The organism is Mesorhizobium sp. WSM4848 (assembly GCF_055811375.1).
Window position 1 is genome coordinate 217,512 of the sequence record NZ_JBVVPX010000001.1, and the last position, 25,595, is coordinate 243,106.

The window sequence follows — 25,595 nt, forward strand, 5'->3', positions numbered from 1 at the left end:
GTCCAACACCCCTCAACCGTCTCGGCGCGCTGCGCCAGGCTCACGTAATCACGCTCGGCTTGGCGCGGCCGGTATGGCTGCGAATCCCGGCAATATCATCGGCTGCCGCAATCAGGTCGGCAAGCGCCTCCTGCGTGTCGAGATCGTGCCTGGACTGGTCCGGCTCGTAGCGCTCGATATAGACGCGCAGCGTCGCCCCCGAGGTACCGGTGCCGGAGAGACGGAAGACGACGCGCGATCCGCCTTCGAACAGCACCCTGATGCCCTGGTTCCTGGCTATCGAGCCGTCGACCGGGTCGTGATAGGCAAAATCGTCGGCGCTGGCGATCTTCATGCCGCGCACGCTGCTGCCGGGCAAGGAAGCGAGCTTGGCCCGCAGTTCGTCGACCAGCGCATTGGCCCGGTCGGTTTCGACCTCCTCGTAGTCATGGCGTGAGTAGTAATTGCGGCCATAGGCGGCCCAGTGCTCGGTGACGATCTGCTTGGCGCTTTCGCCCCGGGCCGCGAGGATATTGAGCCACAAAAGCACAGCCCACAGCCCGTCCTTTTCGCGGACATGATTGGAGCCGGTTCCGGCACTTTCCTCGCCGCAGATCGTTGCCATGTCGGCATCGAGCAGATTGCCAAAGAATTTCCAGCCGGTCGGCGTTTCATAGATGCCGATGCCGAGCTTTTCGGCGACGCGGTCGGCTGCGGCGCTGGTCGGCATCGAGCGGGCGATGCCTTTCAGGCCGGCCTTGTAGCCCGGCGCCAGATGAGCATTGGCGGCGAGGATAGCCACCGAATCCGACGGGGTGACGAAAATGCCCTTGCCGATGATCAGGTTGCGGTCGCCGTCGCCGTCGGAGGCGGCGCCGAAATCCGGCGCTTCCGGTCCCATCATCTCGTCATAGAGGTGCTTTGCGTGGACCAGGTTCGGGTCTGGGTGGTGGCCGCCGAAATCCGGCAGCGGAATGAAGTTGCGGGCGGTGCCTTTCGGCGCGCCGAGCCGGTTTTCCAGGATCTCCTTGGCATAGGGACCGGTCACGGCATGCATGGCGTCGAAGCGCATGCGGAAGCCTGACTTGAACAGCCCACGCAACGAATCGAAATCGAACAGATTTTCCATCAGCTCGGTATAGTCGGCGACCGGATCGATCACCTCGACGGTCATGCCGCCCGCCTCGACGGTACCGATCGTGTCGAGGTCGACCGTGCCGATATCGGCGATCTTGAAGCTCGAAATCACCTTGGTCTTGGCGAAGATCGCGTCGGTCAGCTTTTCCGGTGCCGGGCCGCCATTGCCGGCATTGTATTTGATGCCAAAATCCTCGTGCGGGCCGCCCGGATTGTGGCTGGCCGACAGGATGATGCCGCCGAAGGTCTTGTATTTGCGAATGATATTCGAAGCGGCCGGCGTCGACAGGATGCCGCCCTGCCCGACCATCACCTTGCCGAAACCGTTTGCCGCCGCCATGGCAATGGCCTTCTGGATGACCTCGCGGTTGTAAAAGCGGCCGTCGCCGCCGATCACCAGCGTCTTGCCCTTGAACCCGTCCAACGCATCGAAAATCGACTGGATGAAGTTCTCGGCATAGTGCTCCTGTTGGAACACCGGCACTTTCTTGCGCAGCCCGGACGTGCCGGGCTTCTGGTCGAGATAAGGTTTGGTGGCGACGGTGCGTATCATGCGTCAGACAGCCCTTTTCGAAAGCAGCAAGCGATAGAGTTCGAGGTATTTTTCTGCGCTTTTATCCCACGAGACATCCGCCTTCATGCCTTGCCGCTGCATCGACGTCCAGATCGTAGGGTTGGCGTGCGCCGCGACCAGCCGGCGGATGGCGTGCAGCAAGGCGCCGGCATCGGCGGGTGCGAACTGGAAGCCGGTCGCCACACCTGCCGAAATCGCCGCTTCATTGGCGTCGATGACGGTGTCGGCAAGACCGCCGGTGCGGGCGACGACCGGCACGCAGCCATAGCGCAGGCCGTAAAGCTGCGTCAGTCCGCAAGGCTCGAAGCGCGACGGGATGACGATGGCGTCACAACCGCCCTGCATGGTGTGGGAAAGCGCCTCGTCATAACCAACGACGACGCCGATGCGACCGCGATGGCGGGCGGCGGCGGCCAGCAGCGCGCCTTCGAGGCCGGCGTCGCCGGACCCCAGGATCGCCAGGCGGGCACCCCTCGCAACAATCCCGTCGACGACCGTTGCCAGTATGTCCATTCCCTTCTGCCAGGTGAGCCGGCTGATGACGCAGACGATCGGACTGTCGTCGCGGTCAAGGTTGAAACGATCCTCGACGGCGGTCCGGTTGGGGTGCCGCGCCTTCAATGTCCTGGCCGTGTAGTTGGAGACCAGATGCTTGTCGGTTTCAGGGTTCCATATCTCGGTGTCGATGCCGTTGACGATGCCATAGAGATCGACGGACCGCATGTTGATGAGGCCATCGAGCCCCATGCCGAATTCCGGCGAGCGGATCTCCTGCGCATAGGTCGGGCTGACTGTGGTGATAGCCCAGGCGGCCTGCAGGCCAGCCTTGAGGAAACCGACGCCGCCATAATATTCGACGCCGTCGAGTGCCATTGCCGCCGCCGGCAACCCGAGTTCGCCAAAGATGCCGGCGCCGAACTGGCCCTGGAAAGCGAGATTGTGGACGGTGATCATCGATGGCGTGCCGACCGCCTTGCCGTAGCGCATATAGGCCAGCGTCATCGCCGATTGCCAGTCATGGGCATGGACGATGTCCGGCTGGTAGCCCGAGACGGCGCCGCCGGCGATGTCGCCGCCAACCTGGCTCAGGGCCGCGAAACGCCGCCAATTGTCCGGCCAGTCGGCGCCGGTGGCATTGCCATAGGGGCCGCCGGGGCGATCGAACAGATGCGGCGCGTCGAGCACGAACAGGTCGAGCCCGGCGATCTGGACGGCATGGACCGAAGCCTTGCCGCCTTGCAGCAGCGGATAGTGGTGAACGGGTTTTTTCTTCTTGAAGGCATCCATGATCTGGGGATAGCCGGGAACAAGCGTACGCATCGTCACGCCCTTGCCGGCGAGCGCGATCGGCAACGCGCCGGTCACGTCAGCAAGCCCGCCAGTCTTGATCAGAGGGAATATCTCGGGCGTGACCGACAGGACCTGCATTCACGACAATCCCAGTTTGTCGATCATGGCCTGCGTGACGAGGCAGATGCCCTTTTCGGAAACGCGGAAGCGCTTGGCGTCGAGGACGGGATCCTCGCCGACCACGAGTCCTTCGGGAATCCTGACGCCATGATCGATCACCACGCGCTTCAATCTCGCGCTGCGGCCGACCTGGCAGTCCGGCAGCATGACGACGTCCTCGAGCGTCGAATAGGAGTTGATGCGCGCGCCGGTGAAGATCAGGCTTCGCTTCAGCGACGCGCCTGAGACGATGCAATCGCCCGAGACCAGCGAGGATACCGCCGAGCCACGGCGGCCATCCTCGTCATGCACGAACTTTGCCGGCGGCTTCAGCTCGGCATAGGTCCAGATCGGCCAGTCGCGGTCGTAGAGGTCGAGCTCCGGCGTGATGTCGGTGAGGTCGATATTGGCTTCCCAATAGGCGTCAACTGTCCCGACATCGCGCCAGTAGGCTTCGTTCTCGGCGGTCGAGCGCACGCAGGATTTGGCGAAGCGATGGGCGATCGCCTTCCCGTGCTCGACGACATAGGGGATGATGTCCTTGCCGAAGTCACGGCTCGAGCCCGGTTCGGCCGCGTCGCGGCGCAGCTGCTCCATCAGGAACTTGGTCTTGAACACGTAGATGCCCATCGAGGCCAGGGCAAAATCCGGCTTGTCGGGAATGCCGGGCGGATCGGCGGGTTTCTCGATGAAGGAGATGATGGTGTCCTTCTTGTCGACATGCATGACGCCGAAGCCGGTCGCCTCCATGCGCGGCACTTCGAGGCAGCCGACGGTGACGTCGGCGCCGGCGTCGACATGCTGGCGAAGCATCAGCTCATAGTCCATCTTGTAGACGTGATCGCCGGCCAGGATGACCATGTATTCGGGCCCGTAGGCCTCGATGATGTCGATGTTCTGGTAAACCGCATCGGCCGTGCCCTCATACCATTGCGTTTCCGATACGCGTTGGCTGGCCGGCAGGATATCGAAGCTCTCGTTGCGCTCGGGCCGCAGGAAGTTCCAGCCGCGCTGCAGGTGGCGGATCAGCGAATGCGCCTTGTACTGGGTGGCAACGCCGAGGCGGCGAATACCGGAATTGAGCGCATTGGACAGGGCAAAATCGATGATGCGCGTCTTGCCACCGAAATAGACCGCCGGCTTGGCGCGCCGGTCGGTCAATTCGTTGAGGCGGCTGCCACGACCGCCGGCCAGAACATAGGCCATGGCATCGCGCGCCAGCGGCTGGGTCCGTTTTATCTCTGCCATTTTTATCCTCCCAAGTTACGCGCTGCGTGACATCGCCTAGTCCGGAGCAAATTCGAGCATGATCGTCGACAGCGGCGGCAACAGCATCGTCGCCGAGATGCCTCCTGCTTCCGCCCGAGCCTCGACGGCACCGCCATTGCCCTTGCCGGAACCGCCATAGTCGGTGGCGTCGGTGTTGATGATCTCGCGCCAGCTTCCAGCCATTGGCAACGGCACGCGATAATCGTCACGCGGCACCGGTGTAAAATTGGAGATGACGGCGACCGGGTTTCCGCCCGGCGCGCTGCGCAGCCAGGCAAAGACAGAGTTGGCGCTGTCGTCGACGATCAGCCAGGAAAAGCCCTCCGGCTCGCAATCGCGCGCATGCAGGGCCGGGCGCGAGCGGTAGAGATAGTTGAGATCGCGCACCGTCTGCCAGACGCCGTGGTGGGGCCCGAAATCGAGCAGGTTCCAGTCGAGTGCGCGCGCCTCGCTCCACTCGCGGCGCTGGGCGAATTCCTGGCCCATGAACAACAGCTTCTTGCCGGGGTAGCCCCACATGAAGGCGTAGTAGGCGCGCAGCGTCGCGAATTTCTGCCAGTCGTCGCCGGCCATCTTGCCAAGCAGCGTCCCCTTGCCGTGCACGACCTCGTCATGGGAGAGCGGCAGCACGAAATTCTCGGAGAAGGCGTAGACCAGGCCGAAGGTGATGTCGCCGTGGTGATGCTTGCGAAAAATCGGCTCCTTGGAGAAGTACTCCAGCGTGTCGTGCATGAAGCCCATGTTCCACTTGAAGCCGAAACCCAGCCCGCCCTCATGCACAGGCTGCGAAACTTTTGGCCATGAGGTCGATTCCTCGGCGATCGTCATCACGCCAGGATGTTGGCCGTAGACTTCCTTGTTCATCCTCTGGAGGAAGCTGACGGCCTCGAGGTTTTCGCGCCCGCCTTTTTCGTTGGGAATCCATTCGCCGGCCTTGCGCGAATAGTCGAGGTAGAGCATCGAGGCGACGGCATCGACGCGCAAACCGTCGACATGGTATTTCTCGGCCCAAAACAGCGCGTTGTTGACCAGGAACGAGACCACCTCGCGCCGGCCGAAATTGTAGATCGCGGTGTTCCAGTCGGGATGGAAGCCCTTGCGGGGGTCGGCATGCTCATAGAGCGCGGTGCCGTCGAAATTGGCCAGGCCATGCGCATCCACCGGGAAATGCGCCGGCACCCAGTCCAGGATGACACCGATGCCGGCGCGGTGGGCGCCGTCGACGAACCGGGCAAAACCGTCCGGATCGCCGAAGCGGGCCGACGGCGCGTAGAGGCCCGTCGTCTGGTAGCCCCAGGACGGATCATAGGGATGTTCGGAGATCGGCATGAATTCGATATGGGTGAAACCCGTGTCGACGACGTACGGGATCAGCCGGTCGGCTAGCTCGTCCCATGACAGGAAGCTGCCGTCGTCGTGAAGCTGCCAGGAGCCGGCATGGACCTCATAGATCGACACCGCCTCGCGCCTCGGGTCGGCGTTGCGCCAGTAGTTGCGGTGCGCCTCGTCACCCCATTGATGCGCCGGCGGAAGCGCCGTCACCGAAGCGGTGGCCGGGCGCAGTTCGGACTTGAAAGCGAACGGATCGGCCTTCAGCGGCAGTCTCACGCCATCGGGCCCGATGATCTCGTATTTGTATGGCCGTCCGGCGCCGATGTCGGGGATGAACAACTCCCAGATGCCGGTGTCGCGGCGGACGCGCATCGTATGCCTGCGGCCATCCCATTCGTTGAAGTCGCCGACCACCGAGACGCGCCTTGCATTGGGCGCCCAGACGGCGAAATGCACGCCGGATGCACCCTCGTGATCGATGAGATGCGCACCGAGCTTGTCGAACAGCCTGAGGTGCGAACCTTCGGCGATGTAATAGTCGTCAAGCGGACCGAGCACCGGACCGAACGAATAGGGATCGGTCAGCCACCAGTCACCGCCGGCATTGCGCGCGTGATAGCGCAGCGGCTGACGCTTTCTGAGCGACAGGCTGCCCTCGAAGAAGCCGGCTTCGTCGCGCCTGGAGAGTTCATCGGCTTTCTTGCCGGTCAGCGTATAGGCAGTGACGAACTCGGCATGGGGGACGAAGCAGCGGGCGACAAAGCCCTTGTCGACCTCGTGCACACCCAGCACAGCGAAAGGATCACCATGCGTGCCGGCGACAATCGCCGCGACATCACCGGCTGACGCCAGTCCATCCGGCCCGCTTGTCGCAGCGGTCGCGCGCGGCTTCCTCATCAGGCAGTGACCCTCCCCGGACCACGTTGTTCGTGGCCTCATGCAATCATATCAGACGGGCACGTTCCAGATTTCTTTCGCATATTGGCGGATCGTGCGGTCGGACGAGAACCAGCCGACGCGGGCGACATTGCGGATTGCCTTGGCGTACCAGTCCGGGCTGTCGCGCCAGACGGCGTCGACATCGCGCTGGGTGGCGGCGTAGGCGTCGAAATCGGCGGCGACCATGAACCAGTCGCTCTGATAGAGGCCGTTCATCAGGTCGCGATAGCGTTCCGGATCGTCAGGCGAAAAGACGCCGGACGAAACGGCAGCCACGGCCTGCGCCAGTTCGGGAGAGGCTTCGATCACCGATCGCGGATCGTAGCCGTTGCTGCGCCGCTCGGCGACCTCTTCGGTGGTCAGGCCGAAAATGAAGATGTTGTCGTCGCCGACGCATTCCTTGATCTCGACATTGGCGCCGTCGAGCGTGCCGATGGTCAGCGCACCGTTCAGCGCGAACTTCATGTTGCCGGTGCCGGAGGCTTCCATCCCGGCGGTTGATATCTGCTCCGAAAGATCGGCGGCCGGCATCATGATCTCGGCCAGGCTGACATTGTAGTTCGGCACGAACACCACTTTGAGCAAGCCACGAACGGCCGGGTCGCGGTTGATGACTTTGGCGACGTCGTTGGCGAGTTTGATGATCAGCTTGGCGTTGTGATAGCTGGGCGCCGCCTTGCCGCCGAAGAATTTGACGCGTGGCGTCCAGTTGCGCTCGGGATGGGAGCGGATCTGGTCGTAGAGCGCGACTGTTTCGAGGATGTTGAGGAGCTGGCGCTTGTATTCATGGATGCGCTTGATCTGGATGTCGAACAGCGCCGAGGGATCGATCCTGATGCCGAGGCGGTCGGCGACGAGATTGGCAAGCCTGGCCTTGTTCGCCCGCTTGACTGCGGCAAACTTGTCGCGGAAGGCGGCATCGTCGGCAAAGCCATCGAGCTCCTTGATCGCGTCGATATCGTCGAGGAAGCGGTCGCCGATCGCCTCGCGGGTGAGAGCGGTGAGACCGGGATTGCACTGGATCAGCCAGCGCCGCGGCGTGATGCCGTTGGTCTTGTTGTTGATGCGGTCGGGGTAGAGCCTGTGGAGCTCGGCAAACACCGTTTCCTTCATCAACTCGGTGTGCAGGGCAGAGACGCCGTTGATCGAGTGCGAGCCGACAAACGCCAGATTGCCCATGCGCACCCGGCGTTCGCCGTTTTCCTGGATCAGCGAGATCTGGCTGATCTGCTCGTCAGAAAACTGGTCGGAGGCGCGCGCCTCCAGCAGCACTTCGGCGTTGATGGCGTAGACGATCTGCATATGGCGCGGCAACAGCCGCTCGAACAGCGGCACCGGCCAGCTTTCGAGCGCTTCGGGAAGCAGCGTGTGGTTGGTGTAGGCGAAGGTGCGCTTGGTGATGCTCCAGGCCTGGTCGAAATCCATGCCGTGGACATCCATCAACAGGCGCAGCAGCTCGGCCACAGCAATGGCCGGATGGGTATCGTTCAGATGGATCGCCGCCTTGTCGGGCAGCGACAGCAGGTCGCCATACTGGCTGAGATGACGCTGAATGATGTCCTGCAACGATGCGGTGGAAAAGAAATACTCTTGCCTGAGCCGCAGTTCCTGACCGGCCTTGTGGGAATCAGCAGGGTAAAGGACGCGCGACAAGGCATCGGCCTTGTTGCTTTCGGCGAGCGCACCGATGTGATCGCCGGCGTTGAACTTGTCGAGCAGTATCGGATCGATCGGCATGCCGGACCAGAGCCGCAGTGTGTTGACACGGTTGGCCCGCCAGCCAACCACCGGCGTATCGTAGGCAACCGCCAAAACATGTTCGATCGGCTTCCAGACGTGGCGCTCAAGCCCGCCGTCCTTTGAGGTGATCGAATCCACCGAGCCGCCGAAGCCGACCTCGAAGGCGCGTTCGCGCCGCTCGAACTCCCAGGGGTTGCCGTGATCGAGCCAGGTTTCGGGCAGCTCAACCTGCCAGCCGTCATGGATCTCCTGACGAAACATGCCGTTGGCGTAGCGAATGCCATAGCCATGCGCGGGGATGTCGACGGTTGCCATGCTTTCCATGAAGCAGGCGGCGAGCCGCCCGAGACCGCCATTGCCAAGCGCTGCATCTGGTTCGAGGGCGGCGATGAGGTCAAGGTCGACGCCGAGAGACCGCAGCGCTTCGCGCATATTGTCCATCAGGCCGAGATTGGAGAAGGCGTCGCGCATCAGGCGGCCGATGAGGAATTCCAGTGATAAATAATAGACGCGCTTTTCCTGATGGGCGTAGGCCTCTTGCGTCGCCTGCATCCAATGATCGACGATATGGTCGCGCACGACCTTGATCGAGGCGGTGAGCCAGTCATATTGCGTCGCGACGCTGGTGCCCTTGCCGAGCCTGTATTTGAGGGCCTTCAAGACTTCATCGGCAAGCGCCTTGGGATCGGAGTTTTCGAGAATGGGTGCTTCGGTCGTTGTCGCGTGCGTCATGCTGCCTCTTGTGCGGTTGCCAAGATCATACCGGCTTTCACCATTCCTCCCAGCCCATGCTAGCTCATATTGTTAAGCGTTCAATCGAGTTAGATTGCCGCGGGAAAGCTTACCCAACGGCAATTAGCAATTAAAAGCGCATCGCGTTTGGGCGGCCTCTGCGACGCACCTGAGGTTCTTACTTATGTGCATGTCGTTGTCTCAAAACCGCTGCGCACCCTCGGTTCACGCCCGAGGGCATGCTTTTGGGCGACATGTATTTCTCTTTGATGCATGTCGTCATCCCAAAACCGCTGACCACTTTTGGGCGATATGCATCAGGCCGCCAGTGCCGCCTCCGGCGGACGCGTCGCTCCGGTCATGAAGGCGACGGCGTCGGACATCGTATATTGCTTGGGATCGATGACGGCGAGGCGACGGCCCAGCCTATGGATGTGGATGCGGTCGGCCACCTCGAAGACATGCGGCATGTTATGCGAGATAAGCACGATCGGCAGGCCGCGCTTCTTGACGTCGAGCATCAGCTCGAGCACGCGGCGGCTCTCCTTGACGCCGAGGGCGGCGGTCGGCTCGTCCATGATGACCACGCGACTGCCGAATGCGGCGGCGCGCGCCACAGCAACGCCCTGGCGCTGACCGCCGGAGAGCGTTTCGACCGCCTGGTTGATGTTCTGGATGGTCATCAGCCCCAGTTCGGAAAGCTTTTCACGGGCGATCCTTTGCATCGCCGAGCGGTCGAGCCTTCGCAGCCACCGCCCGACAAAGCCAGGTTTGCGGATCTCGCGGCCGAGAAACATGTTGTCGGCGATCGACAACGCCGGCGACAGCGCAAGGTTCTGGTAGACGGTCTCAATGCCGGCCACACGCGCCTCGATCGGTGAGCGGAAATGCACCGGCTGGCCATTGAGCTCAATCGTGCCTGAGTCCGGAATGACCGCCCCGCACAGCGCCTTGACCAGCGTCGACTTGCCGGCGCCGTTGTCGCCGATGACAGCGAGGATTTCGCCTGGCAAGAGGTCGAAATCGGCATTGTCGAGGGCAACAACCCTGCCGTAGCGCTTGTTGAGACCCTTGGCTTGGAGAACCGGAGTGTCGCTCATGCCGAAATTCTCCTAATCCATTGGTCGATGGTGACAGCAACGATGATCAGCACGCCCACGGCGAAGTCCTGCCACAGCAACTCGAGGCCGGAAAGCGCAAGGCCGTTGCGGAAGATACCAACGATCAAGGCGCCGATCAGCGTTCCGACGATTGAGCCGCGGCCGCCGAACAGGGAGGTGCCGCCGATCACGACAGCGGTAATGGAATCGAGGTTTGCGGTCTGGCCTGCCTGGGGGCTTACGCCGCCGATGCGCCCTATCAGCACCCAGGCGGCGATCGCGCAGATGAAACCGGCGAGCCCGTACACGGCGATCAGGGTCCGTTTGGTGTTGATACCGGCCAGCCGGGCTGCATCCGGATCATCACCAGTGGCGTAGATATGCCGCCCGAACGCCGTTCTGTTCAGCACGTACCAAATGATGAACGCTAAGATCAGCATGACCAGCGAACCGTAGGTTAGCACCCAGCCTTTCAAAAAGATCCAGTCGAGCCCGAGCGTTTTTGAGAAGAAATCATAAGGTTTGAAGATCGTACCCGTCCATTGCAGGAATGGCGCCGCCGCCTCCATGTCCTGCTGGCGAATGGTTTCGCTACGGGAATACCAGACATTCAGCGCGCCAAAAATGCTCCAGGTGCCAAGCGTGACGATAAAGGGCGGCAAGCGCAGCATGGTCACGATCAGGCCGTTGACGATGCCGCATGCCAGGCCGCAGAGCAACCCGAGCGGAAAGGCGATCAATACCGGAACGCCATAGACTACCGCGGTTCGTCCCATCACCACCGAGCACAGGATCATGATGGCGCCGACGGACAAGTCAATGCCGGCCGTAAGGATTATCAGCGTCTGGGCCACGCCGAGCACGGCGATGATCGTAACCTGCTGCAGCACCAACGAAAAGTTGAATGGAGCAAAGAACTTGTCCGGCGCAGCAACCGAGAAGATGGCCACACCCAACAGCAGAACGATAAAGGGAATGGATGTGGGAAACTGATGAAGAAAAGCCTGGACACGGCGGATCGCGCCGGCATCCGACTCATCAAAACTGGCCAAGGCTTCTGTGGCGCCTTTCAGCCCGCGTTCGGCTGTGGCCGAACCCGCGGTATCATCACTCATCAGGCAATCCTCTCCGACGCCTCATCGTCAGGGGCGCCACGAGCGCCCCCTCCGAGTTTCTGGACAATAGTCTTCGTGGAACGATGTTGGAAGGCACTCAGCCCCAGCAGAGCTTCAGGCCTTCCTCGACCGAGATCGACGGCACGCCCTCAACCGGCTTGGCTGTGATGAGTTCCGCACCGGTGTCGAGAAAGCCCATCTTCGGATCGATGTCCGGAATCTTGCCCGAGACGATCGCCTCGAGCGCCATCGACGCCATCTTCAGCGGATACTGCTGGCTGGTTGCGCCGATTACACCCGCCTGAACGTTCTTGACGCCCGGGCAACCGCCATCGATCGAAACGATCATCACGCTGCCGTCATCCTTGCCGACCGCCTTCAGCGCTTCCCAGGCGCCAGCCGCTGCCGGTTCGTTGATCGTGTACACCACGTTCACGTCCGGGCACTTCTGCAGCGCGTTTTCCATTGCCGTGCGGCCCTTCTCCTGGTCGCCTTGGCTAATTTCGTGAGTGCAGATGCGCTTGTCATCTTCGTCGCCGTATTTGTTGGGGTCCTTCACGTCGATGCCGAAGCCCTGCATGAAACCCTGATCGCGCAGAAAGTCGACGGTCGGCTGGTTGGTCGCGAGATCGAGAAATACGATCTTGGCGTCCGCTGCCTTGTCGCCCAGTGCTTTGGACGCCCACTGACCGATCAACATGCCGGCCTTGCGATTATCGGTCGCAAAGGTCGCATCTGCGGCGTCCATCGGATCGAGCGGCGTATCGAGCACGATTACCATGAGGCCTGCGTCGCGCGCCTTCTTGATGGTCGGCACAATCGCCTTCGAGTCGCTCGGCACGATGGCAAAACCCTTGGCGCCGGCCGAGATCAGGTTCTCGATCGCCGCCACCTGGCCGTCGTTGTCGCCGTCGAACTTGCCTGCGGCAGCGATCAGGGTAACACCAAGCTCCTTAGCCTTGGCCTGCGCGCCCTCACGCATTTTCACAAAGAAAGGATTAGTTTCGGTCTTGGTAATCAGGCCGACGGTATCAGCCGCATATGAGGCCGTAACCGTCGCACCATAAAGGGCAAAGCCCGCAACGGCCGCCTTTAGAATATTCAGTTTTCCCATGACTTCCTCCCAGTGGATCCAGTTTGGATGCCGGCCAACCCGGCATCGCATGAGCATCCAGCGACTTCTCCCAGTGTGGACGCTTGCCCCAAGAGAATACCAGACTGAGGTTTCTGTCAATAATTAAATCACTCTTATTTATTATTGACAGCGTGGCGCCGGTCACCCATTCTGGCCAAAAGCGTTGAGGAAAACGACGGGAGGAGAAGGGGTGGAGACCGGCATCACAAGGCACGGTTCGCCCGAGGCAGCCAAAAGCCGCATTCACCGCGGCACCAACCAGAGCGGCATGCGGGACCACAATGAGCGGCTGGTGCTGTCGCTGGTGCGTCAGCACGGCAGCCTGGCGAAGTCCGACATTGCGCGCATGACCGGACTTTCGGCCCAGACGGTTTCGGTCATCATGCGCGAGCTCGAGGAGGACAACCTTCTTGTCCGCCAGGCGCCGTTGCGCGGCAAGATCGGCCAACCTTCCATTCCGATGGCGCTCAATCCCGATGGCGCCTATTTCATCGGCCTGAAGATCGGCCGTCGCAGCGCCGAACTCGTGCTGATCGATTTTCTCGGCAATGTGCGCTCGATGCTGCAGCATTCCTACCGCTATCCGGCACCGCGCGAGACGGTCGAGTTCGTCACCTCCGGCATGAAGACGATGCGCGCCGAACTCACCCCGGCGCAGGACAAGCGCATTGCCGGACTTGGCATCGCCATGCCGTTCGAATTGTGGAGCTGGGCTGATACGGCAGGTGCGCCGCGCGACGTCATGGACGAATGGCGCCACCGAGACATCCGCGCCGACATCCAGACACAGTGCGAATTCCCGGTCTACCTGCAAAATGACGCCACCTCTGCCTGCGGCGCCGAACTGGTGTTCGGCAAAGCGGGCACGCCACGCGACTTCGTCTATTTCTATATCGGTGCCTTCGCCGGCGGCGGCATCGTGCTGAACGGTCACCTTTTCGGCGGACCGACCGGCAATGCCGGCGCGCTGGGTTCGATGCCGGTGCCTGGACCGGACGGCAAGCCCGCCCAATTGATCGACGTGGCGTCGATCGCCATGCTGGAAAAGGCACTCAACGCGCGCGGCGTCGAAGCCTCACATCTGTGGACGTCACCGGAGGATTGGGGCGAAATCGGCGTCGAGCTCGACGATTGGATCGCCTGCGCCTCGCAGGCGCTCGCCTATGCCATTGTGGCGGCGTCATCGGTTATCGATTTCGAGGCGGCGGTGATCGACGGATGGATGCCGAAGGCCGTGCGGCGCCGGCTCGTCGATGCCGTTATCGATGCTATCGGCAAGATCGACGGTGAAGGCCTGAAGCTTCCGGCCGTGCGCGAGGGGACTGTCGGCATTCATGCACGTGCCCTGGGCGGTGCCAGCCTGCCGCTTTCCGAGCGCTTCCTCATCGGCTCGACCACGATTTCCAGGAGTGCCTGAGCGATGCTGATCGGAATCCCGGTGCTGCTCGGTCCACAGCTGCTGGCGACGCTGCATGCCATGGGTCATGGCGACGAGATCGCCCTTGTCGACGGAAACTACCCGGCGAAGGAACAGGCACACCGGCTCATCCGCGCCGACGGTCATCATCTTGTTCCGATGCTCGACGCCATCCTCAGCGTATTGCCTGTCGATGACGCCGTGCCGGAGGCGCTGTTTCGCGCCTCGGTCAAAGGTGATCCCCTGCTTGCCGATCCCGTTCATCACGAGATGGAGGCGATCTGCGCCAGGCGTGCTCCGGGCCGCAAGGTGGTTGCGCTTGCCGGCGCCGACTTCTATCAACGGGTCAGGTCCGCGCACGCGATCGTCGCGACAAGCGAGCCGCGGCTCTACGCCAACATCATCATCCGCAAGGGTGTGATCTATCCGCCGGAGAACAGGAAATCATGATCCTCTGTTGCGGCGAAGCCCTGATCGACATGCTGCCACGCACCACGACTGAGGGCGAGCCGGCCTTTGCCCCCTATGTCGGCGGCGCGGTCTTCAACACGGCAATAGCGCTCGGCCGGCTGGGAGCGCCCGCCGGTTTCTTTTCCGGCATGTCGACGGATCTGTTCGGCAGCCAGTTCAAGGACGCGCTGAGGGCAAGCCAGGTCAGTTCCACCTATGCGCACACATCGCCCAGGCCGACCACGCTCGCCTTCGTGCGGCTGGACAACGGCCAGGCGACCTACACGTTCTACGACGAGAACACAGCCGGACGGATGCTGACCATCGACGATCTGCCGAAACTCGGCAGCGAGATCGAAGCCATGCTGTTCGGCGCCATCAGCCTGATCTCGGAGCCGGCCGGATCAGCCTACGAGGAATTCATGCGGCGCGAGCACAGCCACCGCGTCATGATGCTCGACCCCAACATCCGGCCGAATTTCATACCGGACAAGGCCAAGCATCTCAGGCGCATCCGCTCGATGATGGCCATGGCCGATATCGTGAAACTGTCGGACGAGGACCTCAACTGGTTCGGCGAAGCCGGCTCGCACGAGGACGTCGTCCGCAACTGGCTGGAGCGCGGCCCGACGCTGATCGTCGTAACCCATGGCAGCGAAGGCGCCGTCGGCTACACCAGGGATCACAAGGTCACGGTCGTGCCGGACAAGGTCGAGGTGGTCGATACGGTCGGCGCCGGCGACACGTTCAACGCCGGCATCCTGGCCTCGCTGCACGAGCAAGGTCTGTTGTCGAAGGAGGCGATCGCCAATCTGTCGGAAGACGCCATCCACAAGGCGCTGGCGCTTGGCGCCAAGGCTGCGGCGGTAACCGTGTCGCGGGCCGGCGCCAACCCGCCCTGGCGGCATGAAATAGCCTGATGGACGGCTATGCGCTGAAGATGCGCTAAACATCGATCACTTTATGTTTCGCCCAGCCGGGCGCGTGCGACACGAACGCCATGTCGTGCGCAGCAAAGCCCCGGATTTCCGGCGTCTGATGGGGACCTGTCGGACTGAGAGGTAACAGGCTGCGACGTTTGAGCAATTCGTCGATTGGTCCGTACAGCTTTCTCGGCCGCGCCAAGTCTGATACCAGCGGCCGGTTATCTGGCTAGTCCCGTTTTGAGGCCGACATGCAGTTCATCGATCTTGGCGCGCAGCGCGAACGAATCCGCGACAGGCTGAAAGCAGCCATCGACCGCGTCGTCGACGAGGGGCGCTATATCCTCGGACCTGAGGTCACCGAATTCGAAAACAAGCTCGCCGTCTATGTCGGCACCAAGCATGTTGTCGCCTGCGCCAACGGCACCGACGCACTGCTGCTGCCGCTGTTTGCGGCCGGCATCGGCCTAGGTGACGCGGTGTTCGTGCCGAGCTTCACCTTCGCCGCCACGGCGGAAGTGGTGGCGCTGGCCAAGGCCGAGCCGGTTTTCGTCGATGTCGATCCGCAGACCTACAATATCGACATCGCCAGCCTCGAAGCCGCCGTCGCCATGATCAAGGCGGAAGGCCGGCTGAAGCCAAGGGCGATCATTCCCGTCGACCTGTTCGGGCTCGCCGCCGACTACGAGGCGATCATGGCCATCGCCAACCGCGAAGGGCTGATGGTGATCGAAGATGCCGCCCAGGCGATCGGCGGCTCGAGCGACGGCAAGATGCTGGGTTCGTTCGGCGCGGTCGGCTCGACCAGCTTCTACCCGGCAAAACCGCTCGGCTGCTACGGCGACGGCGGCGCGATGTTCACCAATGACGATGCACTGGCTGAGCAACTTCGCTCGTTCGCCTTCCACGGCAAAGGCGAAACCCAATATGACAATGTCCGCGTCGGCATCAATTCGCGGCTCGACACTCTGCAGGCGGCGATCCTGATCGAGAAGCTGGCCATTCTCGAAGACGAGATGGTTGCTCGGCAAGCGGTCGCCAATCGCTATGCCGAAGGCCTCGGCGATATCGTCAAGGCGGCGCGCAACCTGGACGGCGGCCGTTCGGCCTGGGCGCAATATGCCATCGAGACGCCGAAGCGCGACGGGCTGAAGGCGCATCTCGGAGAAAAAGGCATCCCGTCGGTGATCTATTACGTGAAGCCGCTGCACAGCCAGATCGCCTACCGCGACTATCCGCGCACGCCGACAGGCCTTGCCGTCTCGGAGGAACTGCCGAAGCGTATCCTGTGCCTGCCGATGCATCCCTATCTGAGCGAAGCCGACCAGGACCAGATCATCGAAACGATCCGTAACTATATCGGCTCGAATTCGGCGCAAATCGCCGCCGCGTAGCCGCGTAATCTCCCCCCTTGAGGGTCCCCGCAAGGGGGAGATGGCCGGCAGGCCAGAGGGGGTTCCCACGCGTAAAGCGCCGACTTCCCTCTTTCGTTTCCATATGCGTCGCACCTGCTGAGGCGACCCCCTCTGTCGCCTTCGGCGACATCTCCCCCTCAAGGGGGGAGATTACCGGCCCGCGCTCTTCCCGCTGGCGATGAAATGCGGATTGGCAAAATCCTCGTCATCGCTCTGGTTGCGCTTGCCGTAGGCCAGCGGCTCACCATCGAGCGTGCGCGTCATCCCGCCGGCAGCGCGCAGCACCGCGTCACCCGCTGCGGTGTCCCATTCCATGGTGCGGCCGAAGCGCGGGTAGACGTCGGCCTCGGCGCTGGCGACAAGACAGAATTTCAGCGACGAGCCTACCGAGACGATTTCGGCAGCGCCCACTGTGCGGATATAGGCTTCGGTCTCGGGCGTATTGTGGGACCGGCTGGCGACGACGGTCAGAGGCGCCACGCCCGTTCTGGCCGAAATCGGCCGACGGCCGATGATCTGGTAATCGCCATTGATATCGATTGCTTCCGCCCTGCCCGGCCGGCCGGAAAAGAAACGTCCGGTGCATGGCGCAAAGACCACACCGATCTCCGGCACGCCGTGGCGAACGAGCGCGATGTTGACGGTGAAGTCGGTCCTGCGGTTGACGAATTCCTTGGTGCCGTCGAGTGGATCCACCAGGAAGAAGGCGTCGTCGAGGTCGGGCGGCACGATGCCGGCCGATGCCTCTTCCTCAGCCACGCAAGGGATATCGGGGAAGGCGGCGCGCAGCCCGGCGAGAATGATCTTTTCGCTCTCGCGATCGGCTTCGGTCACTGGCGAGTTGTCTGATTTCTGGCCGACCGCGCAGCCGGCATCAAAAACTCGCATCACCTCTCGCCCCGCCGCTAGGGCAAGGCGCTCGAACACCCCGAGCATCGCTTCGTCGTCAGATGCCGCCGCCGCTATCATATTGGTTTTCGGCAATGTCGCGCTCGTTCAGCCAGAGTTCCAGGGCCTCTACCATCTCCTCGGCAGACTTGCCGAGTGTCTTGAGATGGATCTCGGGATTTTCCGGGGCTTCATACGGTGAATCGACGCCGGTGAAATTTTTGATTTCGCCATTCAACGCCCGCGCATAGAGGCCCTTCGGATCGCGTCTGGCGCATTCCTCAAAGGATGTGTCGACAAACACCTCGACGAATTCACCGTTGGCCATCAATTCCCTGGCCATGCGCCGCTCGGCGCTGAATGGCGAAATGAAGGAAACAATGACGATCAGCCCGGCATCGGCCATCAGGCGCGCCACTTCGGCTACGCGGCGAATGTTCTCGACGCGGTCGGCGTCGGTGAAGCCAAGATCGCGATTGAGCCCGTGGCGGACATTATCGCCATCCAGGATGTAGGTGTGGCGGCCGGTGGCGAACAGCTTCTTCTCGAAAAGATTGGCGATGGTCGACTTGCCCGAGCCAGAGAGCCCGGTGAACCAGAACACTGCGGGCCGCTGATTCTTCAGATCGGCGCGGCCGTGCTTGCCGACATCGAGCGATTGCCAGTGGATGTTTTCGGCGCGGCGCAGCGAATGCAGGATCATGCCGGCGCCGACCGTGGCGTTGGTAATGCGGTCGATCAAGATAAAGGCGCCGGTCGTGCGGTTCTCGGCGAACGTATCGAAGGCGATCGGCGCCCGCGTCGAGATGTTGCAAATGCCGACTTCGTTCATTTCGAGCGACTTGGCCGCCTCATGGGCAAAATCGTTGACGTTGACGCGGTATTTCAGGTCGGTGACAGTAGCGCTGGTCTGATCGGTCTCCGTCCGCAGGATATAGGAGCGGCCCGGCAGCAGCGCGTGCTCGTCGAACCAGACGATGTTGGCGGCGAACTGGTCGGCGACCTGCGGGCGCGCCGCAGGTGACACCAGCATGTTTCCGCGCGAGACCTCGACCTCGTCGTCGAGAACAAGGGTGATGGCCTGGCCTGACACCGCCTGGCTCAGATCGCCGCCATGCGAGACGATGCGCCTGACATGAGCGGACTTGCCGGATTTGGCGACAACGACCTCGTCGCCTGGTGAGACCGAGCCGGACGCAATCGTGCCGGCAAAACCGCGAAAATCGAGATTGGGGCGATTCACATACTGCACTGGAAAACGGAACGGCAGTTCGACAACGGCTTCATCGACCGACACGGCTTCCAGATGTTCGATCAGCGTCGGGCCGGAATACCACGTCGTCTTATCCGAGCGGCTGGTGACGTTGTCGCCGAAACGGGCAGACATCGGGATGGGCACGATCGTCTCGAAGCCAAGCTTGTGCGAAAATTGCCGATAGTCCTCGACGATCCGTTCGAACACCGCCTTGTCGAAGCCGACGAGATCGATCTTGTTGACGGCGAGCGCAATGTGCCGGATGCCCAGCAGCGAGGCGATGATAGAGTGGCGCCTTGTCTGGCGCAGCACGCCTTGCCGGGCGTCGATCAGAACGATGGCCAGATCGGCGGTCGACGCGCCCGTCGCCATGTTGCGCGTGTATTGTTCGTGGCCAGGCGTATCGGCAACGATGAATTTGCGTTTGGGCGTAGCGAAAAAGCGATAGGCGACATCGATGGTGATGCCCTGCTCGCGCTCGGCCTCGAGGCCATCGACCAGCAGCGCGAAATCGACATCGTCGCCCGTCGTCCCGTGCTTGCGCGAATCACGCTCGAGCGCGGCAAGCTGGTCCTCGAAAATCTGCTTGGTATCCGAAAGCAGGCGCCCGATCAGCGTCGACTTGCCGTCGTCCACGGAACCGCAGGTGAGGAAGCGCAGCAGCGACTTTTGTTCCTGCACCGCCAGATAGTCGCGAATGCCGTCGGTGGGGGCGAGGCTCTCGGCCGTGATGTGGCGCATGCTCAGAAATACCCCTCGCGCTTCTTCTTTTCCATCGAGCCGGCTTCATCACGGTCGATCAGGCGGCCCTGCCGTTCTGAGGTGCGCGCCGTGAGCATTTCACCAACAATGGCCTCCAGCGTGTCGGCGGCCGATTCGATCGCGCCGGTCAGCGGATAGCAGCCGAGCGTGCGGAACCGCACCAGCCGGTTCTCCACCGTCTCGCCGGGACGCAGTTCCATACGGTCGTCATCCTTCAGAATGAGCATGCCGTCGCGTTCGACGACCGGTCGCTCCTTGGCGAAATAGAGCGGCACGATCGGGATGTCTTCCTGGAGAATATACTGCCAGATATCGAGTTCGGTCCAGTTCGACAACGGAAAGACCCGGATAGACTCACCGGTCGCGATGCGGGTGTTGAATATCTTCCACATCTCCGGCCGCTGGTTTTTCGGATCCCAGACGTGCTGGGCGTTGCGGAAAGAGAAGATCCGCTCCTTGGCGCGCGATTTCTCCTCGTCGCGCCGCGCCCCGCCGAAGGCTGCATCGAAGCCATATTTGTCGAGCGCCTGCCGCAGCGCCACGGTCTTCATCACATGCGTATGGGTGTTGGAGCCATGGTCGAAGGGATTGATGTTGTCGCGCACACCATCGCCGTTGACATGGACCAGGAGGTCGAAGCCGAGCTTTTGCGCCATCTGATCGCGAAACGCGATCATCTCGCGGAATTTCCAGGTCGTGTCGACGTGGAGAAAGGGAAAGGGCGGCTTGGCCGGATAAAACGCCTTCATCGCAAGATGCATCAGCACGGAAGAATCCTTGCCGACCGAATAAAGCATAACCGGCTTGGCGAAGGTCGCCGCAACCTCGCGAAAGATATGGATGGATTCGGCCTCAAGCCGCTGCAGATGCGTAAGCGCGATGTTCATGGACTTTAAGCGTTCTCTCGTGCCGCCCGGATCTTGCATCGATGCATCAGGCGCAATTTTTCAGCGACCCGGTCAAAGCTTCACTTCTGGGCGATGTTCTTTCGTGCAGGCGTTCTATCAGATCGCCATTATCTATAACAATGCAAGACGGGCCTGCGCTGGAGTGGTTCGAGAATGATTTTTCCACGCAGGGCCCAGAAACCGGAAATTCCTGCCCAGATCGCAGAGCCGTCGCCAGGAGGCGCTAGGACGGCGTTCCGATGGGAACGAGTAATTTTTCACCGTTGTGGTCGATCTCGATCAATTCACTCTTCTGGCGGGCTGCAAATCCTTTGTGGAAGATAATGGCGTTCATGAAGGCAAACGTCATTGCAAGCGCCTCGGTCCGCAACGGATAATCGACGAGTGAGTGGATGAGAAGAAAAAACACGGAGAGAAACGCCGCCTTTTGAAGGGGATCGCGACGAACTCTGGCAAGCGCCATAAAAAGCATCACGAAATAAAGCGCCATCAACAGAACAGCAAGAACTCCGCCTTCGAAAGCTATTTCAAGATACTCATTGTGAGCATGATTGACATATTGCTTGAATATCATCTCTTCCTTTTCATATATCTGGTAGGCCTTTTGAAAATTTCCAAACCCAACGCCGGTTGCCCAATTCTCTTTGATCCCCTCAATGGTGGTGCGAGCAATCTCTCCTCGCCCGAAATCTGGATCAATCGCGTCGGCATCGATCTTCGTCCATGCGCCTATCGAAAACACTGAAAGTGCTATGAAAACGGCAACGATGCCGATCCCACTCACCCTGGAGCGCGTTGAAAGAAAGACTATGGATAGCACGGTAGTGGCCAATCCGATCAGGACACCGGCACGCGAACCGACGGCCAAAAGGAGCAGCAAAAGCGTGGCCAGCCCGAGCGATCCGGACAAAAGATGTCCTCGGAACAGACCGTAATAAGCGACAAAGGGGATAGACACAAAAAGTAACGCCGCAAAATGATTCTCATTGGCAAAGAGCCCGGCGTTGATCGTGAAAGGCAATAATCCCTTTATGGCGACGTCGTCCGAAAGCGAATATTGAATCGCGCCTGCCAAGCCGTTGCAGATAACGCCCATAAAAAAGAACGGCAGGAGCGCACGGACCTGCTCGACGCGCAAACGCAATACGCTCAAAAAAAACGCCACCAACGCCACCAGATACAACAGACATTCGATCGTCCGTCCAACGCCGACACTGACGAACCGAAATCGGGTTTCTCCAACCAGCCCGGAATCTGCGAGCAACAATTCCGGTCGCAATCCGCTGAATATCGCCGCAGGCAGCGGAACAATTTGCAAAACCAGCAGCGCCACGGCGAAGATAAGCAGCCACAGAACAGAATGGGGGATTCTTTGGCCAGAGGCCTGGGAAAAGACCGCCGCTGCCGAGACAATTGCCGCAACCTCAATCAGCGTGTCCGTGTAAAGGCCGCTTGCAGTGCCACCGCCGATCAGCAGCGCTATAAACAGAACCGACCCGAGGAGATATTTATCCCATTCCGATGGCCGGTCGCTCAAGATGAAAGTCTCTCGATGCTCAATTTGTGCATTACCAGCGTGCCGACATATCGAAAGCGCCAGCTCTCGGCAATGGCGGCAGTTTCCAGCTTCAACAATTGCATGGGGCACCCGGCCGGTCCAACCGAAAACTCCAGACTGAGCGCCTGGCGATTGTATGTACCCTCCGGAATATTGAACCGCGCTATTTCACCAGCAGGCCCCACGCACCTGATTGACCAGAACAACTCCTTCGGAAGCTTCAGGTTTGCTGCAGACGCGGCCAGAGAAATCTTGTAGGAGCCTGGAGGGAGTTGGATATACTGCTGAAGAGGAGTATTCTTGACGGGCGTATTCAGGAAGCGGACCGTCGCTCCCCCTTCACCTTCTACCGCATCTTTGGATGCTGCAAACGCAACTTCCAGGCCCGACTGATCGCCGACCTGCCAATCAAAAGGCTTGCCGCGAGACACAGGATCAAATGTGCTGTTGAAAATGTATCCGCCCAATTTCCGTTCTTGATCGGACAGACTGAAAAGGAACAACCGATACGCTTGTTCATATTCTTTCTGACGAATATAGCCGTAGATCACATGGGACAATTCGCTCGAGTTTGGTGGCGCACTTGACCCGGTCAAATCGAGCAGCAGCCGATTCGCGAAATCGAGCCCGTCGGGGGTTTTGCCCAGCGCGACCAGCAGATTGGCCCTCCAGGGCGCCGGGGCCCCAATGGCTGTCAGCACAGCGTGGTATCCATCGGGGTTCGAGAGGATTGTCGGCAGCCCCTCGGCGATCGCCGGAAATTGATCTGGCCATCGCCGCAGCAAAATGTCGATCTCACCGACAGCCCCGGACAGATCGCCAGTTTCGATCGAGCGGCCTATCGATCTCTGGAGCGCGTGGATCTCGGTCTTGGATAATTTTCGAGCTTGATCGAAAAATTCGTAGGCTTGGTCTTTTGCGCCCTGTCGGTACTTGATTTCGCCGATCAGGCTGTAGAGACGTGCGTCCGCAAGGTCAAAGCGAAGCGCGCTTTCGGCCTGGGCAAGCAATGCATCGAGATCGGGGGCATTGCTTGTATCGTTCAGGTCGTCGGTAATCTCGCCCGTCAAGGCATTGACGTTCAACGGATCCAGCGCGAGGGAAACGGTTGGCGTTTCGGTTTCAAGAAACCGACTTAGCCCGATCGACGAAGCCGCCAACGCTAGCGCGAATCCGACGAACCAAACGCCTGAACGCCGGAGATTTTGCATAAGCGGGCTGGTCTGCTCCGTCATCGACTTTGCCCTCAATTTTCGGGGTGCCGTAGTCGTAATACTGGTGGTTCATATATTTGTAGGCGTAGTTGTAGTCGAACTTGTTCACTGCAAACTTCGACATCGCGGCTCCGACCACATTCGCGCCGGCTGCTCGCAGGCGCTTCAACGCCGTCTTTGCCGACTTGCGTGTCACCTGATTGGTGGAGACGACCATCAATGTGCCCTCGGCAAGCCGGCTGAGAATGGGCGCATCTGAAAGGCCGACGATCGGCGGGGCATCGATTATGACAAGATCGAAGCGCTTGCCGAGATTGGTGATGATCAGCGCCATCTTCGGCGAAGAGAGCAAATCAGCAGGGTTCGGCGGGATTGTTCCGGAGGTCAGAACGGTCACATTAGGATATTTCGTCGCCCTGAAGATGCTTGCCAGATCCTCTTTGCGGACAGTGTTTGTCAGCAGATTGCTCAGTCCGATCGTGTTGTCGAGGCCAAACAGCCGGTGAAGATTGGGCTTTCGCAGATCGCCGTCGACAATGAGAACCCTTGCACCGAGCGCGGCAAAATCCTGCCCGAGCTTGAACGACGTGGTCGACTTGCCTTCCGAGGGTTCCGAACTCGTGACCAGCAGCGATCGCGGCGCACCTTCGGCGCCGGAGAACTGCAATGACGTTCGAAGCGAACGGTAGGCTTCGGACAGTCCTGATTTCTGATCGGCGATGCTCGCTATGAGTTCCCGATCATCGACAAGCGGCAAGATGCCGAGCATCGCCAATCCCAGTTCCTTTTCGACCTGCTCAGGATTGGTGAAGGTGTTGTTCAACAACTCGATGATATAGATAATTGCTGCGCCCAGGCCCATGAAAATAAATAGAGCGATCGCAACATTGATGGTCAGGCGCGGAGAATAAGGGCCTTGGGGCGGCGGCGCGAAATCGACGATCGCGGCACTTTGTGTCTTGAGCTCGGAGCTCACGCCAACCTCGTTCAGCTTGGCAATAAGGCTGTCATACTGAGAGCGGTTTGAATCAACTTCTCGTTTCAAGATCGTGTATTTGATGTTTTTATCGTTGAAGATAACCTGCTGCATCTCCATCTCGGCAAGTTTTGATTTGAGGTCGGCCTCCTTGTTCTGAGCCTCCTGATATTTCTGCCGCAGCGAGTCGGTTATAGTCAAAACGCCGTTGTCATAAAGTCGTTGCAGCTCCTTGATCTGCGCCTGAAGCTGCTGCATCTCTGGGAAGCCAGGCTTCAATATACCCAGCTTCTGCTGATACTGGCTGGTCAAATCCGACAGCTTCTCAGTGATCCTCTGCAGACCTTCGCTGTCCAGGACGGGCCCGAGGCTCGCCGCGCGACCTTTGTCTATCTGGTCCACCATCCGTCCGGCATCGAGACGTTCCTGGATTGCTGTCGCGAGCGCGGTGTTCAGAGTCTCGATATTCGAGCCTATCAGCGATTTCTCGTCGCCGGTTATCGTGATGCCTGCATCCTTTGCGTAAGCGACGAGCTCCTCCTCGGACTTCTGCAGCTTTTGCTTTACCTGCAGAACCTGTTCCTGGATGAATTGCCGCGCCAGGTCTGAGGTTTCGCTGACCTGATCGAGTCGCTGGTCAATAAAACTTTGCGCGACCTGATTGGCTATATCGCTTGCATATTTTGGTTTCTGGTCGGCAAACGTAATCGACAGCAGGCTTGTATTTGAGACCAAGGTGACCTCGAGGTCATCTTGAACGCGACCGATCGCAATTTCTTCACGTTCCTCCGGGGTTGTTTCTTCAATGGCAGGCGATTTGGAAATTCCGAAGGCGCGATAGAAAATATTGCTGAGCGAGAAGTTCGGGGTCGGAAACAGGAAATCCGGCTTTTCGCTGAGCCCTAATTGGAACACCACGCGCTGCGCCAAAGCCCGGCTTTTCAGCTTTTCCCGGGCGGTTTCGAAGACCAGATAGTTGTCGCTGGCTTCAGAGACCACCTCAATGTCCTTGAAGACCTTGGCCGAAGGAACCAGCACTTCCAATTGCGCTGTTGCCCGGTATTTTGGCGTCTTCATCATGGTAACAACGACGCCGGCGACAAGCCCGCCCGCTATCATCATGACGATCAGCCACCGATACTGGACAACGTAAAAAAACAGCCTGAGCGGATTGAAGCCCTCGTCCTGCTCCGCGTAATCGCGACCATACGGGCTATAGTTTTGCCCACCGTCATAATACAGGTCAGCAGACAAGGCTTGGCCATGTCCTGGACCTGCGATTTGATGCTGTCTGTTACGGTCGAGCATTGCGTGACAACCTTGGGTTT

Annotated in this window: 18 protein-coding genes; 4 read left to right on the forward strand and 14 right to left on the reverse strand. The window is 60.4% G+C overall.

Annotation, left to right across the window (positions count from 1 at the left end; translation table 11 throughout):
* Positions 1-40 precede the first annotated feature (40 nt).
* From AC0L16_RS01020 to AC0L16_RS01055, 8 genes are all read right to left on the reverse strand, one after another.
* Positions 41-1,669, reverse strand: a complete 1,629-nt coding sequence (locus AC0L16_RS01020; RefSeq protein WP_473618501.1) for an alpha-D-glucose phosphate-specific phosphoglucomutase — start codon at positions 1,667-1,669, stop codon at positions 41-43.
* A 3-nt stretch (positions 1,670-1,672) separates the two neighbouring features.
* Entirely contained in the window at positions 1,673-3,118 is a 1,446-nt protein-coding gene (glgA, locus tag AC0L16_RS01025; RefSeq protein ID WP_473618502.1) for a glycogen synthase GlgA, read from the reverse strand.
* Positions 3,119-4,387: a glucose-1-phosphate adenylyltransferase gene (gene glgC / locus AC0L16_RS01030; protein ID WP_473618503.1), complete on the reverse strand. Its 1,269-nt coding sequence runs from the start codon at positions 4,385-4,387 to the stop codon at positions 3,119-3,121.
* A gap of 36 nt (positions 4,388-4,423) precedes the next feature.
* Positions 4,424-6,637, reverse strand: coding sequence for a 1,4-alpha-glucan branching protein GlgB (gene glgB, locus AC0L16_RS01035; protein ID WP_473618504.1), 2,214 nt, complete (start codon positions 6,635-6,637; stop codon positions 4,424-4,426).
* A gap of 51 nt (positions 6,638-6,688) precedes the next feature.
* Positions 6,689-9,151, reverse strand: a complete 2,463-nt coding sequence (locus AC0L16_RS01040; RefSeq protein WP_473618505.1) for a glycogen/starch/alpha-glucan phosphorylase — start codon at positions 9,149-9,151, stop codon at positions 6,689-6,691.
* A gap of 317 nt (positions 9,152-9,468) precedes the next feature.
* The gene (locus AC0L16_RS01045) at positions 9,469-10,251 is read right to left on the reverse strand and encodes an ATP-binding cassette domain-containing protein (RefSeq protein ID WP_123147171.1); all 783 of its coding nucleotides are present in this window, start codon (positions 10,249-10,251) and stop codon (positions 9,469-9,471) included.
* Positions 10,248-11,366, reverse strand: coding sequence for an ABC transporter permease (locus tag AC0L16_RS01050; RefSeq protein ID WP_123147170.1), 1,119 nt, complete (start codon positions 11,364-11,366; stop codon positions 10,248-10,250). The genes AC0L16_RS01045 and AC0L16_RS01050 overlap by 4 nt, the downstream gene beginning before the upstream one ends.
* Before the next feature lie 97 nt (positions 11,367-11,463).
* On the reverse strand, positions 11,464-12,480 hold the full coding sequence (locus AC0L16_RS01055; RefSeq protein ID WP_473618506.1) for a substrate-binding domain-containing protein: 1,017 nt from the start codon (positions 12,478-12,480) through the stop codon (positions 11,464-11,466).
* A gap of 211 nt (positions 12,481-12,691) precedes the next feature.
* On the opposite strand from AC0L16_RS01055, the gene AC0L16_RS01060 reads away from it, so the two are divergent.
* The 4 genes from AC0L16_RS01060 (at position 12,692) to AC0L16_RS01075 (ending at position 16,685) form a co-directional block, all read left to right on the forward strand.
* Entirely contained in the window at positions 12,692-13,918 is a 1,227-nt protein-coding gene (locus tag AC0L16_RS01060; protein ID WP_473618507.1) for an ROK family transcriptional regulator, read from the forward strand.
* A gap of 3 nt (positions 13,919-13,921) precedes the next feature.
* Positions 13,922-14,368 (forward strand): RbsD/FucU family protein, encoded by a 447-nt coding sequence (locus tag AC0L16_RS01065; protein ID WP_473618508.1) that lies wholly within the window; start codon positions 13,922-13,924, stop codon positions 14,366-14,368.
* Complete coding sequence (locus AC0L16_RS01070; protein WP_473618509.1) at positions 14,365-15,288, forward strand: carbohydrate kinase family protein; 924 nt, start codon at positions 14,365-14,367, stop codon at positions 15,286-15,288. The genes AC0L16_RS01065 and AC0L16_RS01070 overlap by 4 nt, the downstream gene beginning before the upstream one ends.
* Before the next feature lie 254 nt (positions 15,289-15,542).
* The gene (locus AC0L16_RS01075) at positions 15,543-16,685 is read left to right on the forward strand and encodes a DegT/DnrJ/EryC1/StrS family aminotransferase (RefSeq protein ID WP_473618510.1); all 1,143 of its coding nucleotides are present in this window, start codon (positions 15,543-15,545) and stop codon (positions 16,683-16,685) included.
* Positions 16,686-16,856: 171 nt separating this feature from the next.
* Here the strand turns inward: AC0L16_RS01075 and cysQ are convergent, their stop codons facing one another.
* The 6 genes from cysQ to AC0L16_RS01105 form a co-directional block, all read right to left on the reverse strand.
* Complete coding sequence (cysQ, locus tag AC0L16_RS01080) at positions 16,857-17,642, reverse strand: 3'(2'),5'-bisphosphate nucleotidase CysQ (protein ID WP_473618768.1); 786 nt, start codon at positions 17,640-17,642, stop codon at positions 16,857-16,859.
* A gap of 10 nt (positions 17,643-17,652) precedes the next feature.
* Positions 17,653-19,590 carry a sulfate adenylyltransferase subunit CysN gene (cysN, locus tag AC0L16_RS01085; RefSeq protein ID WP_473618511.1) on the reverse strand — a complete coding sequence of 646 codons (1,938 nt, stop codon included), beginning with the start codon at positions 19,588-19,590 and terminating at the stop codon, positions 17,653-17,655.
* Between the two features lie 2 nt (positions 19,591-19,592).
* On the reverse strand, positions 19,593-20,498 hold the full coding sequence (gene cysD / locus AC0L16_RS01090; RefSeq protein ID WP_287176677.1) for a sulfate adenylyltransferase subunit CysD: 906 nt from the start codon (positions 20,496-20,498) through the stop codon (positions 19,593-19,595).
* 244 nt (positions 20,499-20,742) lie between these two features.
* Positions 20,743-22,056, reverse strand: a complete 1,314-nt coding sequence (locus tag AC0L16_RS01095; protein WP_473618512.1) for an O-antigen ligase family protein — start codon at positions 22,054-22,056, stop codon at positions 20,743-20,745.
* Positions 22,053-23,237: a tetratricopeptide repeat protein gene (locus tag AC0L16_RS01100; protein ID WP_473618513.1), complete on the reverse strand. Its 1,185-nt coding sequence runs from the start codon at positions 23,235-23,237 to the stop codon at positions 22,053-22,055. Before AC0L16_RS01100 ends, AC0L16_RS01095 begins: the two co-directional genes overlap by 4 nt.
* Complete coding sequence (locus AC0L16_RS01105; protein ID WP_473618514.1) at positions 23,200-25,575, reverse strand: GumC family protein; 2,376 nt, start codon at positions 25,573-25,575, stop codon at positions 23,200-23,202. The genes AC0L16_RS01100 and AC0L16_RS01105 overlap by 38 nt, the downstream gene beginning before the upstream one ends.
* Positions 25,576-25,595 lie beyond the last annotated feature (20 nt).

Bases quoted from the DNA above. Each gene is read 5' to 3' on its own strand.
- AC0L16_RS01045 (WP_123147171.1), bottom strand. From the start codon at position 10,251: ATGAGCGACACTCCGGTTCTCCAAGCCAAGGGTCTCAACAAGCGCTAC.
- AC0L16_RS01040 (WP_473618505.1), bottom strand. From the start codon at position 9,151: ATGACGCACGCGACAACGACCGAAGCACCCATTCTCGAAAACTCCGAT.
- AC0L16_RS01055 (WP_473618506.1), bottom strand. From the start codon at position 12,480: ATGGGAAAACTGAATATTCTAAAGGCGGCCGTTGCGGGCTTTGCCCTT.
- AC0L16_RS01075 (WP_473618510.1), top strand. From the start codon at position 15,543: ATGCAGTTCATCGATCTTGGCGCGCAGCGCGAACGAATCCGCGACAGG.
- AC0L16_RS01065 (WP_473618508.1), top strand. From the start codon at position 13,922: ATGCTGATCGGAATCCCGGTGCTGCTCGGTCCACAGCTGCTGGCGACG.
- AC0L16_RS01020 (WP_473618501.1), bottom strand. From the start codon at position 1,669: ATGATACGCACCGTCGCCACCAAACCTTATCTCGACCAGAAGCCCGGC.
- glgA (WP_473618502.1), bottom strand. From the start codon at position 3,118: ATGCAGGTCCTGTCGGTCACGCCCGAGATATTCCCTCTGATCAAGACT.
- AC0L16_RS01105 (WP_473618514.1), bottom strand. From the start codon at position 25,575: ATGCTCGACCGTAACAGACAGCATCAAATCGCAGGTCCAGGACATGGC.
- AC0L16_RS01050 (WP_123147170.1), bottom strand. From the start codon at position 11,366: ATGAGTGATGATACCGCGGGTTCGGCCACAGCCGAACGCGGGCTGAAA.
- cysQ (WP_473618768.1), bottom strand. From the start codon at position 17,642: ATGCTCGGGGTGTTCGAGCGCCTTGCCCTAGCGGCGGGGCGAGAGGTG.
- glgC (WP_473618503.1), bottom strand. From the start codon at position 4,387: ATGGCAGAGATAAAACGGACCCAGCCGCTGGCGCGCGATGCCATGGCC.
- cysD (WP_287176677.1), bottom strand. From the start codon at position 20,498: ATGAACATCGCGCTTACGCATCTGCAGCGGCTTGAGGCCGAATCCATC.
- AC0L16_RS01070 (WP_473618509.1), top strand. From the start codon at position 14,365: ATGATCCTCTGTTGCGGCGAAGCCCTGATCGACATGCTGCCACGCACC.
- glgB (WP_473618504.1), bottom strand. From the start codon at position 6,637: ATGAGGAAGCCGCGCGCGACCGCTGCGACAAGCGGGCCGGATGGACTG.
- cysN (WP_473618511.1), bottom strand. From the start codon at position 19,590: ATGCGCCACATCACGGCCGAGAGCCTCGCCCCCACCGACGGCATTCGC.